This window comes from Brachybacterium sp. p3-SID1565 (assembly GCF_025143785.1).
In the GTDB taxonomy this organism is placed as follows: domain Bacteria; phylum Actinomycetota; class Actinomycetes; order Actinomycetales; family Dermabacteraceae; genus Brachybacterium; species Brachybacterium epidermidis.
This window is the reverse complement of the sequence record NZ_JAMBDS010000039.1, coordinates 1-13,050: the sequence shown is the minus strand read 5'-3', so window position 1 is coordinate 13,050 and position 13,050 is coordinate 1. Positions and strand designations below refer to the sequence as shown.

The following is a 13,050-nucleotide window of genomic DNA, read 5'->3' as shown; positions in this document are numbered from 1 at the left end:
TCCACCTGAACGGGTGGGGACTCAGCGCAGCTGCGGCAGCACCTTCTCGCCGAAGGCCTCGATGAATCCGCGCTGCTTCTGGCCGATGTGGTGGAGGTACACCGCATCGAAGCCCAGCGAGGCGAGGCCATGGATCTGCTCGGTGAGCCTGCCCAGGTCCGAGGAGATCAGCGCCGCACCGGCCACGCGCTCGGCGGGGACGCCCTCCTCGCTGACGGCGTCGTAGTCCGCCACCCGCAGATCGGTGTTGGCGGGCGAGGTGAACACGTTGGAGCGCCACTGCTCGTAGGCGATGGCCTGTGCCTCGTCCTCCGTGGGCGCCCAGCTCAGGTGGACCTGCAGGATGCGGTGGGGCGCACCCCCGGCGTTCTCCCAGGCATCGAGCATCTCGGTGAGCTTCTCGGGGGGCTGGTTGACGGTGGCCAGGCCGTCGGCCCAGCGTGCCCCGCGCACGGCGGTGTCCACGCTGATGGCCGGGGCGATCAGCTTGGGCTTCGGATCGGGCACCTCCCACACCGTGGCCTGGTCCACCGTCACCAGGCCGTCGTGCGAGACGGTCTCGCCGTCCAGCAGCCGGGAGATGATCTCCACGCATTCCTCGAGGCGCTGCTGACGCACCTCCTTGCGGGGCCATCCCTCGCCGGTGACGTGCTCGTTGGCGTACTGGCCGGTGCCCAGGGCGGTCCAGAACCGGCCCGGGAACATCTGCCCCAGGGTGGCGATGCCCTGGGCCACGATCGCCGGGTGGTACCGCTGTCCGGGGGCGCTGACGGTGCCGAAGCTGAGCTCGGTGGTGGCCAGGGCCGCGCCCAGCCAGGACCAGGCGAGCCCCGAATGGCCCTGCCGCTTCGACCAGGGCTCGAGGTGATCGGAGCACATGGCGGCCTGGAAGCCTGCCTGCTCGGCCAGCTGGACGTCGGCCAGCAGCTGCCGGGGCGAGATCTGCTCGTGGGAGGCGTGGAAGCCGTAGACGGTCATGGTCCGTGTCTAGCAGAAACCGGTGAACGGCATCACGGATCCGGGTGTGACCGGCATTCTCATCGGCATGCGCATCGCCCGGGGATCCTCGCCGCGGTCTCCGCCGTCCATCTGGGTGCCCAGCTGCTCGGAGATGGGCCGACGGCCCCCGCACCGGAGTGCAGGGGCCGTCCTGAGCGAGCGGCACGAGGGCCGACTCGTGCCCGCCGTCATGCCGGATCAGGGGTGGTTGCGCTGCCCGTCGACGTCGGCGGGGGCGTCGGGCTCGTGGCTCCCGCGGGAGCCGGAGTTGGTGTCCGCCCCGAGTGCGGCGTCCTGGGCCGTGCTGTCAGCGTCACCGGCAGCGCGGATGGCGGCCAGCTCGAGGCCCTCCGGGCTGGTGTCGGTGCGCACGCCCTTCTCGCGGTCCGCGGAGCGCTTGTCGGCCACCAGGTGCGCCTCGCGCAGCAGCTCGGTCAGCGGCTTCTGGTCGCGCTCCTCGAGCAGGTCCTGGTACTTCGGCGGGAGGTTGGCGATGGTCTGCTCGTTCTCCAGCATGCGCCGGAAGATGCGCTCGCGCTCCTCCTCGAAGGAGGTGTAGGTCATCTGCAGGTACGAGTCGGCGTCGCGACGGGCACTGGAGACCGCCGCCTTGGCGCGGCCCCTGCGGCTGGTCAGCGAGGCCACGATGGTGAAGGCCAGGATGCCGATGATCACCGACAGCGACAGCGTCGTGGTCACCTCCACAACCGGCACGGGCTGGCCGTCGTTGATGAAGGGCAGCTCGTTCTCGTGCAGGGCGTGCAGGATCAGCTTCACGCCGATGAAGGCGAGGATCGCCGCCAGGCCGTAGGACAGGTACACGAGGCGATCCAGCAGGCCGTCGATCAGGAAGTAGAGCTGACGCAGGCCCAGCAGCGAGAACACGGTCGCGGTGAACACGATGTAGGTGTTCTGGGTGAGGCCGAAGATGGCGGGGATCGAGTCCAGGGCGAACAGGATGTCGGTGCCGCCGATGGCCACCATCACGAGCAGCATCGGGGTCATCATCCGCTGTCCGTCCACGTGGGTGAACAGCTTGTCCCCGTCGTAGTGGTCCGTGGTGGGCAGCAGCTTCTTCGCGATCCGGATGACGAAGTTGTTGGCCTCGTCCTTGTCGTCGTCCTCCGGCTTGAGCATGTTCCCGGCGGTTAGCAGCAGGATCAGGCCGAAGAAGTAGAACGCCCAGGAGAAGTTGTCGATGATCGCGGCGCCGCCGGCGATCATGCCCGTGCGGGCGATGATCGCGAAGGTGATGCCGAACAGCAGCACCTTCTGCTGGTCCTCGCGGGGCACCCGGAAGGCGGACATGATCACCAGGAACACGAACAGGTTGTCCACCGAGAGCGCCTTCTCGGTGATGTACCCGGCGAAGTACTCGGTGCCCATCTCGTGGCCGGGGGTGAAGAACCACAGGATCACGCCGAACACCAGGGCGATCCCCAGGTAGATGGCGGACCACACCGCGGCCTCGCGCAGCGTGGGGATGTGCGCCTTGCGCACGTGGAAGATGTAGTCGAAGGCCAGCAGGCCGATGATCACCAGGACGGTGATGATCCAGATCAGGGGGGAGACGCTCACGAGTTCTGCTTTCCGGGTTCGACGGAGGGACCCGGGTCTCTCCACCCGCGGGCGAGGAGGGGATCCTCACCGGCGGGCCGCTGCACCCGGAAGGCCGACGACGGTCTTCGTGCTGACGGGCACAGCGTTAGGGATACTCCCCCGATGCCCGACGCAGTCTACAGCGAGGCCCCCGACCGCGAAATGAGCTCAGGTCGACTGAAACGGGTATCACGTGGCACCCCGGCCCGACCGGGCCGGGGCGCCGCGGGCGCGTCCGGGTCAGTCACGGTCCTCGAGCGCCTCCTCGAGCTCTGCCTTGCTCATCGAGGAACGGCCCTCGACGCCCTGGCGCTTGGCGTCCTGGTAGAGCTGGTCCTTGGTGCGTCCCTGGGTGCCGGAGCCGGAGCGTTCGCCCCCGCGCTGGGCAGGGGACTTGTCCTTCGTGGAGGTGGGACTGGACTGCTCCGCCTCGCCCTGCTGGGCACGGGTCTTGTTGACGGTGCGGGCGGCGATCTCCTGCGCGGTGTCCTCGCTCTCGCCGCGATCCTCGAGCCCGTCCTTGATGTGCTCGTACTGGCGCTCTCGCTTCTTGCTCCAGCCCTCCGGCATGGCGGCCCCTCCCTGCTCGGCGGGCCCACGGGGAGCGGGCCCGGTGTGTCCTCCCAGGGTAGACCGCGTACATCCGAGGGGCTCCGAAGCGCACCGGACCCAGGGCGATCACCTCCGAGGCAGCGCCCGGATCCGATCGTCGGTCCGAGGCTCCGATCGGTCAGAAGGTGAAGCTGCGGAACAGCAGCAGTGCCAGCCCCAGGCCCACCACCAGGTTCACCAGGGTCGCGACGAAGAACACCAGCACTGGCTTCCAGCCCGCGTCCTTGGCGGAGGACACGTTGAACTCCAGCCCGATCGACACGAACGCGAGGGTCAATGCCCACGTCTGCAGCTCCTTGGCCGCGTCCAGGCGAGGCTCGAGCACATCGGCCGCGACGGACTCGGCCAGCACGGTCGCGATGATCGAGGCGACGATGAATCCCAGCACGAACTTCGGGAAGCGCTGCCACAGCATCGCCAGTGACGCGCGGTCCCCGAAGCGCGGCGGTGCGGCCGGCTGGCCAGCGGCGGGTTCGGTCCCGGCTGAGGCGCCGGCGGGTGCAGCCTTCACCGCGAAGTAGAGGGTCAGCAGCACGGCCACCACGCCCAGCAGGGCGTTCTGGGTGACCTTCACGATCGAGGCGATCTGCAGCGGCTGCTCACCGGCAACGGCTCCGGCAGCCGTCACGGCTGCGGTGGTGTCGATGTTGCCGCCGATCCAGGCGCCGGTGACAGCATCGGGCAGCCCCATCAGGTTCGCCAACCAGGGGAGCAGGAAGATCGACGGCACCGCGAACACGATCACCAGGGTCGCGGTGAACGCGAGCTGCTCCTTCTTCGCCTGCACCGCGCCCGCGGCGGCCACCGCCGCGGAGACCCCGCAGATCGACAGCGAGCTGGCCAGCAGCGCTCGCAGGCGGTCGTCGATGCCCAGCAGCCCGGCGAACCACCAGGTGAACAGGAACACCACGGTGATCAGGGCGATGGCCTGGAGCACGGCCGGTCCTGCGGCACGCACTACGACCGCGAAGTTGATGGTGGCGCCCAGCAGCACCAGCCCGATCTTGATGAAGAACTCGGTGCGGAACGCGGCGGTCATCCGGTCCCGCACCCCGGTCAGGGAGAGCACGGCGTTGCCCAGGAAACCCAGTGCGATCGCGTAGACGGGGTACTCGATCGACTTCGCGACCTTCCCGAAGCCGGTGCCCTCGGTGGCGCCGGGAAGCCACTCGGTCAGCAGCCGCACGATCCCGGCCAGCGCCACCACGATCACCAGCCCGGCGATGGTCCACGGCAGGGAACTGCGCGGCGTCGCCTCAGCGACGGTGGCTGCTGGGGAGCCGACACCGGTGGCGGATGCTGGGGGAGGCGCTGCGGTCTCGTCGCGGTGGGCGAGCGGGGAGGCCTCGGTGGCGGTGATGCCCTGATCCTGATGCCGGGAGTCGCTCACGGGATCAACTCCGGGGAGATCAGCCCGCCCATGCAGGCGGCGAACAGCAGCAGACCCACCAGGGTGGCTGCCCAGTCCTCGTTCAGGGAGAACCGCTTGTGGTCATCAGGTGACTCTGGACGCCTATTGCTGTTCACCAGTGCTCCTCGGTCAGAGGCGGGGCGTCCGGCCGGACCCGTGAGGACGGGCGGCCGCCACCGCGGAACGATCCCTCGCACTGTAGGTCATGGAGCGCCCCCGTTCCGCGCCGCACTCCGCCATGCGGTCCGGTGTCCATCCGGGTCTCACCGGATGTTCGCCCGCCGTCATGTGCTGTTCGCGTGCGCGACACCGGCAGCCCGGGCCACCGCACGCCAGTCACGGGCAAGGGACTCGACGGTGGCGTGGGCGTTGAGTCCGCTCGGCTGCGGCACCACCCACAGGTCCGTGCCGGTAGGCCAGGCGGCTGGAAGAGGAGACCCCTGCCTGCCCAGCTGCGCCCGGGGCAGGCCGAACGCACTGCGGTAGGCCGTGATGCCCACCACGGCGACCACCGTCGGCCGCAGGTGCTCCACCCGCTCCACCAGGTGCCGGCCGCCCTCCTGCAGCTCGTGCACGTCCAACTGGTCGGCGCGGGCGGTGGCCCGCCCCACGAGGTTGGTGATGCCGATTCCCCGTGATGTCAGCTCCCGCCCATCGGCTTCGTCGAGCCCGCAGGAGGCGTCGATGAGGTGCCCCGTCAGGCCCGCGCGGTGCAGGGAGGCCCAGAAGCGATTGCCGGGCCGGGCGAAGGGAGCATTGACGGCAGCCGTCCACAGGCCGGGGTTGATCCCCACCATCAGCAGCCGCAGCGGATCCCCGAGCGGGGGCAGCACGTCGTCCATCGCCTGCGGGTCATCGGTGGCGAACCGCTGCAGGTCCTCGCGCGTGGGTCGTCGGCCCTGGAGCGGGGAGGGGCGTCGGGTGCGCATGCTCTGACCCTAGACCGGGCCTGCCCAGTCCCGGGCAGCTGCTCCGGGCTGAGCAGGGCCGGCCCCCGGAGCCTCGGCCGTGCTCCCGGACCTGGCTACCCTGAGAGAATGGACGTGCGCATCGAGCCCGGGGACATCACCGCCGTCGCAGTGGACGCGATCGTGAACGCCGCCAACTCCTCACTGCTGGGCGGTGGGGGCGTGGACGGCGCCATCCATCGGCGGGGAGGCCCCCGCATCCTCGCCGCCTGCCGGCAGCTGCGGGGGAGCGCCCTGCCTGATGGCCTGCCGGCAGGTCAGGCCGTCGCCACCACGGCCGGCGACCTGCCGGCGCAGTGGGTGATCCACACAGTGGGGCCGGTCCATTCGAGCAGCGAGGACCGCTCCGCGGTGCTGGCGTCGTGCTACCGCGAGTCGCTGCGCACCGCCGCTGACCTCGGAGCCCGCTCCGTGGCCTTCCCCGCGATCTCCGCCGGCGTGTACGGCTGGCCGATCGACGATGCCGCTCGCATCGCGGTGAAGACGATCCGCGAGACCGCCCCCGAGGTCGATCACGTCGTGGACGCGGTGGTGCTGGTGCCGTTCGGCACCGCAGCGGAGCGGGCCTTCCGGGCCCGGCTCGAGGCTTCCTGACCCCGGGCCGGCGGCCCGGGCCGCCTCAGCCGGTGGTGGGCGCGTCGACCACCTCGACGCCGTCCACGAACCAGCCGCCCTCGAAGCGACGCACGTAGAACCGCAGCTGCGCCTCCACGTCCTGGCCGTCGCGCTGGTACGTCTCGGTGACCTCGAAGATCGCGTAGCCCTGGCGGTTGACGCGCTCATCGACCGTGTAGTCCAGCGCACCCATCTGCGAGGTCATCGTCTCGAAGGTCGCGCAGTCGTCCAGCTGGGTGGTCTGGCGGTACTCCTCGGTGGTGGACTCCTCGAACAGCCGGCAATCGCCGTTCTCCATCGAGGTGTAGAAGTTCTCGAGGGTGTCCTGGGGATTGCCGCGGTTCAGGATCTGGTACCCCACCAGGCCGGCCACGCCCAGTGCGATCAGCAGGGCGAGCAGGGAGCAGCCCCCCAGGACGACCCAGTGCCAGGTGGGCCGCTTGGCCTTGCCGGGCCGTGAACCGGCAGGACCCGCGGGGTGGGGCTGCGCGAAACTCATGTCGTCTCCTCATGATGCGGAATGCACTGCACCGAGTATTCCGCACCGGAGTCCGTCGTACACCGGGACCGGATGGGGAGAAATCCCCATCCGTGCGTTGCGGTCTCCGTCAGGCCGAACGCGCTTGACTAGCCTGGAGCGATGATCGCCACTGATGCCGCCGGCCCCGTCGGATCACCCACCAGCAAGGACGGTGCAGGCTTCGTCGCGCAGTCGGCGCTGCGATGTCGCACCCGGCCCGGGGAGCGCTTAGAGCAGGAACTGCCTCCGATGCCGGGCGCGGGGGATCTCCGGGGCCGCACGGTCGGTGCAGACGATGTGCTGCGCTGCTACCTGTTCCCCGAGCTGGACCCCGGTCTCACCTGGGGCGCCACGTACGTGGCCGTGGATCTTCAGTTCGAGGACGGCACCCGTCTATCCGAACTGGGGCCCGTGGACCAGTACGGCACCGAGGCCACGGCACGCGGAATGGGGGAGGGGAGGATCCTCTACGCCGATCAGTGGAACGACGTCCAGGTGGGGCTCGAGGCCGCGGCAGGCCGCACCATCGCCCGGGTGCTGCTGGTGGCCGATCCGCCGCCGGCACCGCTCATCGAGGGCACGGAGGACGCCGCGGACGAGGAGGATGCGCGCAGCAGCAGTGAGCTCGTCACCTGGATCGACGGCCCCTACCTCGCGCCCGTCCCGCAGGACCCACCCCTCGATGATCCCGTTGCCTGGGTGGACACCCGCCGCGGCACCTACGCCTCCGGGGACTTCTCCCGCGGCAACACCCTGCCGCTGACCGCCTGGCCCAACGGCTTCGCCTTCTTCACCCCGATGACCGATGCCCGCACCCGGCGCTGGGTGTACGAGTACCACCGCGCCAACGACGGGCAGAACCGGCCGCGCCTGCAGGGCATCGGCATCTCCCACCAGCCCAGCCCGTGGATGGGGGACCGCAACCAGTTCGTGGTGATGCCCCTGCAGGGCCAGGGCCCCGATGCTTCCCCGCAGGCCCGCGCCCGCGCCTTCGACCACGCGCGTGAGACAGCACGGCCGGACCTGTACGCCGTCGAGCTCGACGGCGGCATCGGTGTGCGGCTGGCGCCCACTGACCACGGCTCGATCCAGGAGTACACCTTCCCCGCCGATGGCCAGCCCGCCCACCTGCTGCTGGAAGGGGTGGACGAGCATGCCCGGATCGATGCGGCCGGGGCCGTGCTCGACGGCTCTGTGCACGCCTGGGTGGACTCCGGGCTCGCGGAGGGCTACGCCCGCGCCGATGGCGCCACCCGCATGTACATCAGTGCGCAGCTGGACCCGGCCCCGGCGACGGTGAAGCCCGCCGATGGCGCGAACCCCGGCGCCAGCCTGCTCACCTTCGCTCCCGGCACCACGCGGGTCACCCTGCGGCTGGTCACCAGCTTCATCGGCCGGGACCAGGCTCGCCGCACCTACGCCCAGGAGGTCGAGGGTCGCAGCCTCGAGCAGGTCAGGGCCGCCGCCCACGCCGCCTGGAAGGAGCGGCTGGACGTGATCAGGGTCGGGCACGCCACCCCGGCCCAGCGCCGCACCCTGGCCGGCAACCTCTACCGGCTGAACCTCTACCCCAACTCGCACTGGGAGAACGCCGGCACCATCGAGCGACCCGTCCCCGTGCACGCCAGCCCCGTGCTGCCGGTGAAGGGGAACGCCACCGACACCCGCACCAACGCGCAGGTGCTGCCCGGCAGGATCCACGTCAACAACGGCTTCTGGGACACCTACCGCACCGCCTGGCCCGCCTACGCGCTGCTGTACCCGGAGCTGTGCGCGGAGCTCGTCGACGGCTTCGTCCAGCAGTTCCGCGAGGGCGGCTGGATCGCCCGCTGGTCCTCACCCGGGTACGCCGACTGCATGACCGGCACCAGCTCCGACATCGCCTTCGCCGACGCCGCCGTCAAGGGTGTGCCCCTGCCGGACCCGCTGGGCACCTATGAGGCCGGGCTGCGCAACGCCACCGTCACCCCGCCCTTCGCCGAGGTGGGCCGCAAGGGCAATGAACGTGCGGTGTTCACCGGGTACGTGGACACCGACACCCCCGAATCGGTCTCCTGGGCCCTGGAGGCGCACATCAACGACGCGGGGCTCGCCGCCCAGGCCGAGCTGCTGGCGGCCGACGAGGACCTGCCCGAGCAGCGCCGCCGGACGCTCCGCGAGGAGGCCGCCTACCTGCGCGCTCGCAGCGCGAACTACGTGCTGCTGTTCGATCCGCGCATCGGGTTCTTCCAGGGGCGCGGGCCCGACGGCTCCTTCTCCCAGGGGCCCGACGACTTCGATCCGTGCGTGTGGGGAGGGGACTTCACCGAGACCGACGGCTGGAACTTCGCCTTCCACGCCCCGCACGACGGCGAGGGGCTGGCCGACCTCCACGGTGGTCGCGAGGGCCTGTGGGAGAAGCTCGAGGAGTTCTTCGCGACCCCGGAGCGAGCCGACCTCAAGGGCATCTACGGCCACGTCATCCACGAGATGGACGAGGCGCGGGCCGTGCGGATGGGCCAGTTCGGGATGTCCAACCAGCCCTCCCACCACATCCCGTTCCTGTTCCACCACGCCGGAGCCCCGCACCGCGCGATGCAGATCGTGAGGGAGGTGCAGCGCCGGCTGTTCGTGGGCGAGCAGATCGGTCAGGGCTACCCCGGGGACGAGGACAACGGCGAGATGAGCGCCTGGTGGCTGCTGACCGCGCTCGGCCTGTACCCCCTGCAGCTCGCCAGCGGTCGGTACCACGTGGTGGCACCACTGTTCGACCGGGCCGAGGTGCGCCCCCTCGGTGGCGCCGCGTTCACGGTGGTGGCCGAGGGCCAGGCACCCGCGCATCCGTACGTCACCTCCCTGACCGTGCGCGGCCGTGAGCACAGCGTCGCCGCGATCGAGCACGCGCAGCTGCACGGAGAGCTGAGGTTCACGCTCGCCGCCGACCCCGGCGACTGGGGCGAGGTGCCCCCCTCGCCCACCCCCGAGGGCGGGCACCCCGAGGCCCTGGTGGACCTGCTGGAGACCGATCCCGAGGACCCGCTTCTGGACGACGACTCGCGCACGGAGCGGCACTGGGACACCGCCAGCTGCGTGATCGACCTTCCGCGGCTGCCGGGCCCCGGCCGGGCGCGCTTCCTCACGCTCACCTCGGGTGCCGAGGAGGGCGGGGACCCGATCGCGTGGCGGCTCGAGGGATCCGACGACGGCTCCAGCTGGACGCTGCTGGACGAGCGCTCCGATCAGCACTTCCGCTGGCGGCGGCAGACCCGTCCCTTCGAGATCGCCTCGCCGCAGGAGTGCACCCACCACCGCATCGTGGTGATCGCCGCCGAGGGCCCGCTGCGGCTGGCTCAGGTCGAACTGCTGCTCTGACCCGCCGGGGCCTTCGCGTCGACCGCCCCGCCGGGCCCCGTCCTGTCAAGTGCCTGCTGCGAGGCCGGCGTGGGCAAGCCCCCTGCCGAAGCCCGAGCTGCGCGACTCATCAGACCGCCGGTGCCCGTGGCGGGGGTGCCCTGCCTGCGGCCCAGCAGCACGAACGGCAGGGTCAGCAGTGCCCAGCCGATCGCGATCACCGCTGCCTCGACCAGCAGGTACTGCGGCCAGGGGCCCATCAGATCCAGGATGCTGGGACCGGCCGGTGCCCGGTTCAGGTACGCGTAGTTCGTCCCCATCGTCATGTTCGCCGTGAAGGCGAGGGTGGCCCATCCCAGCGTGGCAGCGTAGGAGAAGCCGTACCCCCGCCAGGTGGGCCGGTACCCCAGGCCCCAGATCAGCACCACGGGGACCACGACGCCGCTGCCGTGGGAGATCCAGTACTGGAAGAACTCCAGCGGCACCCAGACGAAGTAGTTCACATCCGGGGTGAGCACGGACTGCATGTTCAGGGTGAGGCCCCAGTAGCAGGCCACCACGATCATCCAGGGGCGGCGCAGGATCATCGCGGCCGGCAGCAGGTACCTCAGGGCATCGGAGAAGTGCAGCGGCAGGGATTCGTCGATGTTCCACGCCCACGGCATGAACCCCCACAGCGTCCACAGCGCGGCGTTGAGCAGCAGCACCCAACCGGCCACCCGCAGCGCGCGGTCGACCTGTGCGGGGTCCGTGCGCCGGGCCCACAGCACCAGGGCGACCGAGCACAGGACGATGAGGATCAGCACGGTGATGTGCTCGACGCCGTACGGCGCCATACGACCCAGGGGAGGAGGAGTCATGGGGCGAGTATGCCTCTGCCGGGCCACGTGGCAAGGGCATCACTCCTGGGGCCGCTCCCGGAGACGATGCGGGCCCCCGATTCCCGGACCGAATGGTCATGGTGAACATGCTGGTCCGGGCGATGCTCGTTCCGGCCCGGACCGCCCCGCAGCGGACCGCGAGCACTGACGACCCCGGGGCGACGCGGCGCGGACGGCCCCGCCGAGCCGGTGCTCGACGGGGCCGTCGTCCGTCCGGGGGAGGGCGATGCTCAGATGCGGGGGTCGGCTGCGGTCTCGGTGTCGCGCTGATCGCCCACGGCGGGGTGCTTCTGCTTCCCTGCGTCCACCCGGCGGGAACCGCCCTCCTGAGCCCCGGTGCCGTGGCCCGCGTCGGCAGCGATCTCCTCGCCGTCCTCGTCCTCACCGTGGTGTCCGAACGGGAGCACGTGCATGATCGCCACCACGACGGCGCCGATGCCCAGGCCGATCAGGAACGAGAAGAAGGTGTTGATCAGCCATCCCAGCACGCCGCCGCCCACGGCCACCTCGAGGCCGTGGATCCACCCGTAGGGCTGGGCCAGCCCCAGATCATGGGTGCTGACGAGGATGATGTGGCCACCCACCCACAGCATCGCGATCATGCCCACGTAGCTGATCACCTTCATCACGGTGGGCATTGCGGTGACCAGGCGCTGGCCCAGCTTCTGTTTGGCGGGGGAGTCGTGGTCCTTGGTCATGGCCAGGCCCACGTCGTCCATCTTCACCAGGATCGCCACCGCGCCGTACACCAGCGCCGTGATGCCGAGGGCCACCACCACCAGTACCGCGGCGCGGATCCACAGCGAGTCCTGCTCGATGGAGTTCATGGCGATCACCATGATCTCCGCAGAGAGGATCAGGTCCGTGCGCACCGCGCCCTTGACCACAGAGTCCTCGGCGTCCCCGCCCTTGGCGGACGCGGGCTTGCTCTCCTCGTGGCCGCGTACCAGCTCCCATACTTTCTCGGCGCCCTCGAAGCTCAGATAGAGGCCACCGCAGATCAGCAGCACCGGCAGCAGCCACGGGGCGAACACGCTCAGCAGCATCAGGATCGGCAGGATGATGACGATCTTGTTGAACAGGGAGCCCTTGGTGATCCGCCATATGATGGGCAGCTCCCGCTTGGGCTTGATGCCCTGCACGTACTGCGGGGTGACGGCGGTGTCGTCGATCACCACACCGGCGGCCTTCGCACCCGCGCGGGCAGAGGCGGCGGCCACGTCATCGGCGCTCGCGGCAGCGAGGCGGGCCAGAGCGGCGACGTCATCGAGCAGGGCGGCAAGACCACCGGCCATGGGAGCGGTTCCTTCCGGGGGCGGAGGCCGGCGGATGGCACGGCCCGGCTCAGAATACGCTGACGAGCTGGAGGCGCGACGGCAGCCCGACCACCCGGTACCGCCCCTCGACGGTCACAGGCAGGAATGGCAGGGTGGGAACATGAAGATCACACTCATCGGAGGACACGGCAAGGTCGCCCTTCTCGCCCAGCCGCTGCTGGTGCAGGCGGGCCACGAGGTGCGGTCCGCGGTGCGCAATCCGGACCACATCGCCGACATCGAGCTCACCGGCGCCCGACCCGTGGTGACGGACATCGAGCGGCTCGATGCGGAGGGCTGGGGGGAGCTGCTGAGCGGCACGGAGGCCGTGGTGTGGACGGCCGGAGCCGGGGGAGGTGACCCGAAGCGGACCTGGGCCGTGGACCGCGATGCCGCGATCGCCGCCATGGACGCCGCCCAGCGTGTCGGAGCGCGTCGCTTCGTGATCGTCAGCTACTTCGGCGCCGGCCCTGGCCACGGGGTGCCGGAGGGCGACGACTTCTACCCCTACGCCCAGGCCAAGACGGAGGCCGATGAGCACCTGCAGAACAGCGGGCTGTCCTGGACCATCCTGCGCCCTTCCGCCCTCACCCTGGAGGAGCCCAGCGGGCGCATCGACGTCACGGCCACCGAGGGCGCAGAGGTGTCCCGCGCCAACGTGGCCCGGGTGATCACCGCGACCCTCGAGCACGAGAGCACCATCGGCCGGGTGATCGAGTTCAACGACGGCGACCAGCCGATCGACGAGGCTCTCGAGAGCCTGGACTGATACCGCGCCCGCAGGAGCCACCACCAGGTA

General features: G+C 70.4%; 12 protein-coding genes. 3 read left to right on the top strand and 9 right to left on the bottom strand.

The features are described 5' to 3' along the window. Positions 1 to 21: 21 nt before the first annotated feature. From M4D54_RS09950 to M4D54_RS09925, 6 genes are all read right to left on the bottom strand, one after another. On the bottom strand, positions 22 to 978 hold the full coding sequence (locus tag M4D54_RS09950; protein WP_193864545.1) for a TIGR03885 family FMN-dependent LLM class oxidoreductase: 957 nt from the start codon (positions 976 to 978) through the stop codon (positions 22 to 24). Between the two features lie 219 nt (positions 979 to 1,197). Then, positions 1,198 to 2,577: a TerC family protein gene (locus tag M4D54_RS09945; RefSeq protein WP_259891180.1), complete on the bottom strand. Its 1,380-nt coding sequence runs from the start codon at positions 2,575 to 2,577 to the stop codon at positions 1,198 to 1,200. Positions 2,578 to 2,838: 261 nt separating this feature from the next. Next, on the bottom strand, positions 2,839 to 3,168 hold the full coding sequence (locus M4D54_RS09940; protein ID WP_193864548.1) for a plasmid stabilization protein: 330 nt from the start codon (positions 3,166 to 3,168) through the stop codon (positions 2,839 to 2,841). 160 nt (positions 3,169 to 3,328) lie between these two features. Beyond that, positions 3,329 to 4,600 (bottom strand): YeiH family protein, encoded by a 1,272-nt coding sequence (locus M4D54_RS09935; RefSeq protein WP_259891178.1) that lies wholly within the window; start codon positions 4,598 to 4,600, stop codon positions 3,329 to 3,331. After that, complete coding sequence (locus M4D54_RS09930) at positions 4,597 to 4,737, bottom strand: hypothetical protein (protein WP_193864549.1); 141 nt, start codon at positions 4,735 to 4,737, stop codon at positions 4,597 to 4,599. The genes M4D54_RS09935 and M4D54_RS09930 overlap by 4 nt, the downstream gene beginning before the upstream one ends. Before the next feature lie 168 nt (positions 4,738 to 4,905). Then, on the bottom strand, positions 4,906 to 5,550 hold the full coding sequence (locus M4D54_RS09925) for a mismatch-specific DNA-glycosylase (RefSeq protein ID WP_193864550.1): 645 nt from the start codon (positions 5,548 to 5,550) through the stop codon (positions 4,906 to 4,908). 108 nt (positions 5,551 to 5,658) lie between these two features. Here M4D54_RS09925 and M4D54_RS09920 point away from each other — a divergent pair, with 108 nt between their 5' ends. Next, positions 5,659 to 6,183 (top strand): O-acetyl-ADP-ribose deacetylase, encoded by a 525-nt coding sequence (locus M4D54_RS09920; protein ID WP_193864552.1) that lies wholly within the window; start codon positions 5,659 to 5,661, stop codon positions 6,181 to 6,183. Positions 6,184 to 6,208: 25 nt separating this feature from the next. Here M4D54_RS09920 and M4D54_RS09915 read toward each other — a convergent pair whose 3' ends face one another. Beyond that, a complete protein-coding gene (locus tag M4D54_RS09915; RefSeq protein WP_193864554.1) occupies positions 6,209 to 6,703 on the bottom strand; it encodes a DUF4878 domain-containing protein in 495 nt (164 codons plus the stop codon). 141 nt (positions 6,704 to 6,844) lie between these two features. Here M4D54_RS09915 and M4D54_RS09910 point away from each other — a divergent pair, with 141 nt between their 5' ends. Continuing rightward, positions 6,845 to 10,075 carry a GH92 family glycosyl hydrolase gene (locus tag M4D54_RS09910; protein ID WP_193864555.1) on the top strand — a complete coding sequence of 1,077 codons (3,231 nt, stop codon included), beginning with the start codon at positions 6,845 to 6,847 and terminating at the stop codon, positions 10,073 to 10,075. Here M4D54_RS09910 and M4D54_RS09905 read toward each other — a convergent pair. Further along, the gene (locus tag M4D54_RS09905) at positions 10,054 to 10,914 is read right to left on the bottom strand and encodes a TIGR02206 family membrane protein (RefSeq protein ID WP_228018439.1); all 861 of its coding nucleotides are present in this window, start codon (positions 10,912 to 10,914) and stop codon (positions 10,054 to 10,056) included. The two genes, M4D54_RS09910 and M4D54_RS09905, sit on opposite strands and share 22 nt — an antisense overlap. Before the next feature lie 251 nt (positions 10,915 to 11,165). Next, the gene (locus M4D54_RS09900) at positions 11,166 to 12,230 is read right to left on the bottom strand and encodes a DUF808 domain-containing protein (protein WP_259891176.1); all 1,065 of its coding nucleotides are present in this window, start codon (positions 12,228 to 12,230) and stop codon (positions 11,166 to 11,168) included. 142 nt (positions 12,231 to 12,372) lie between these two features. On the opposite strand from M4D54_RS09900, the gene M4D54_RS09895 reads away from it, so the two are divergent. Next, positions 12,373 to 13,020 carry an SDR family oxidoreductase gene (locus M4D54_RS09895; RefSeq protein ID WP_193864558.1) on the top strand — a complete coding sequence of 216 codons (648 nt, stop codon included), beginning with the start codon at positions 12,373 to 12,375 and terminating at the stop codon, positions 13,018 to 13,020. The last annotated feature ends 30 nt before the right edge of the window (positions 13,021 to 13,050 follow it).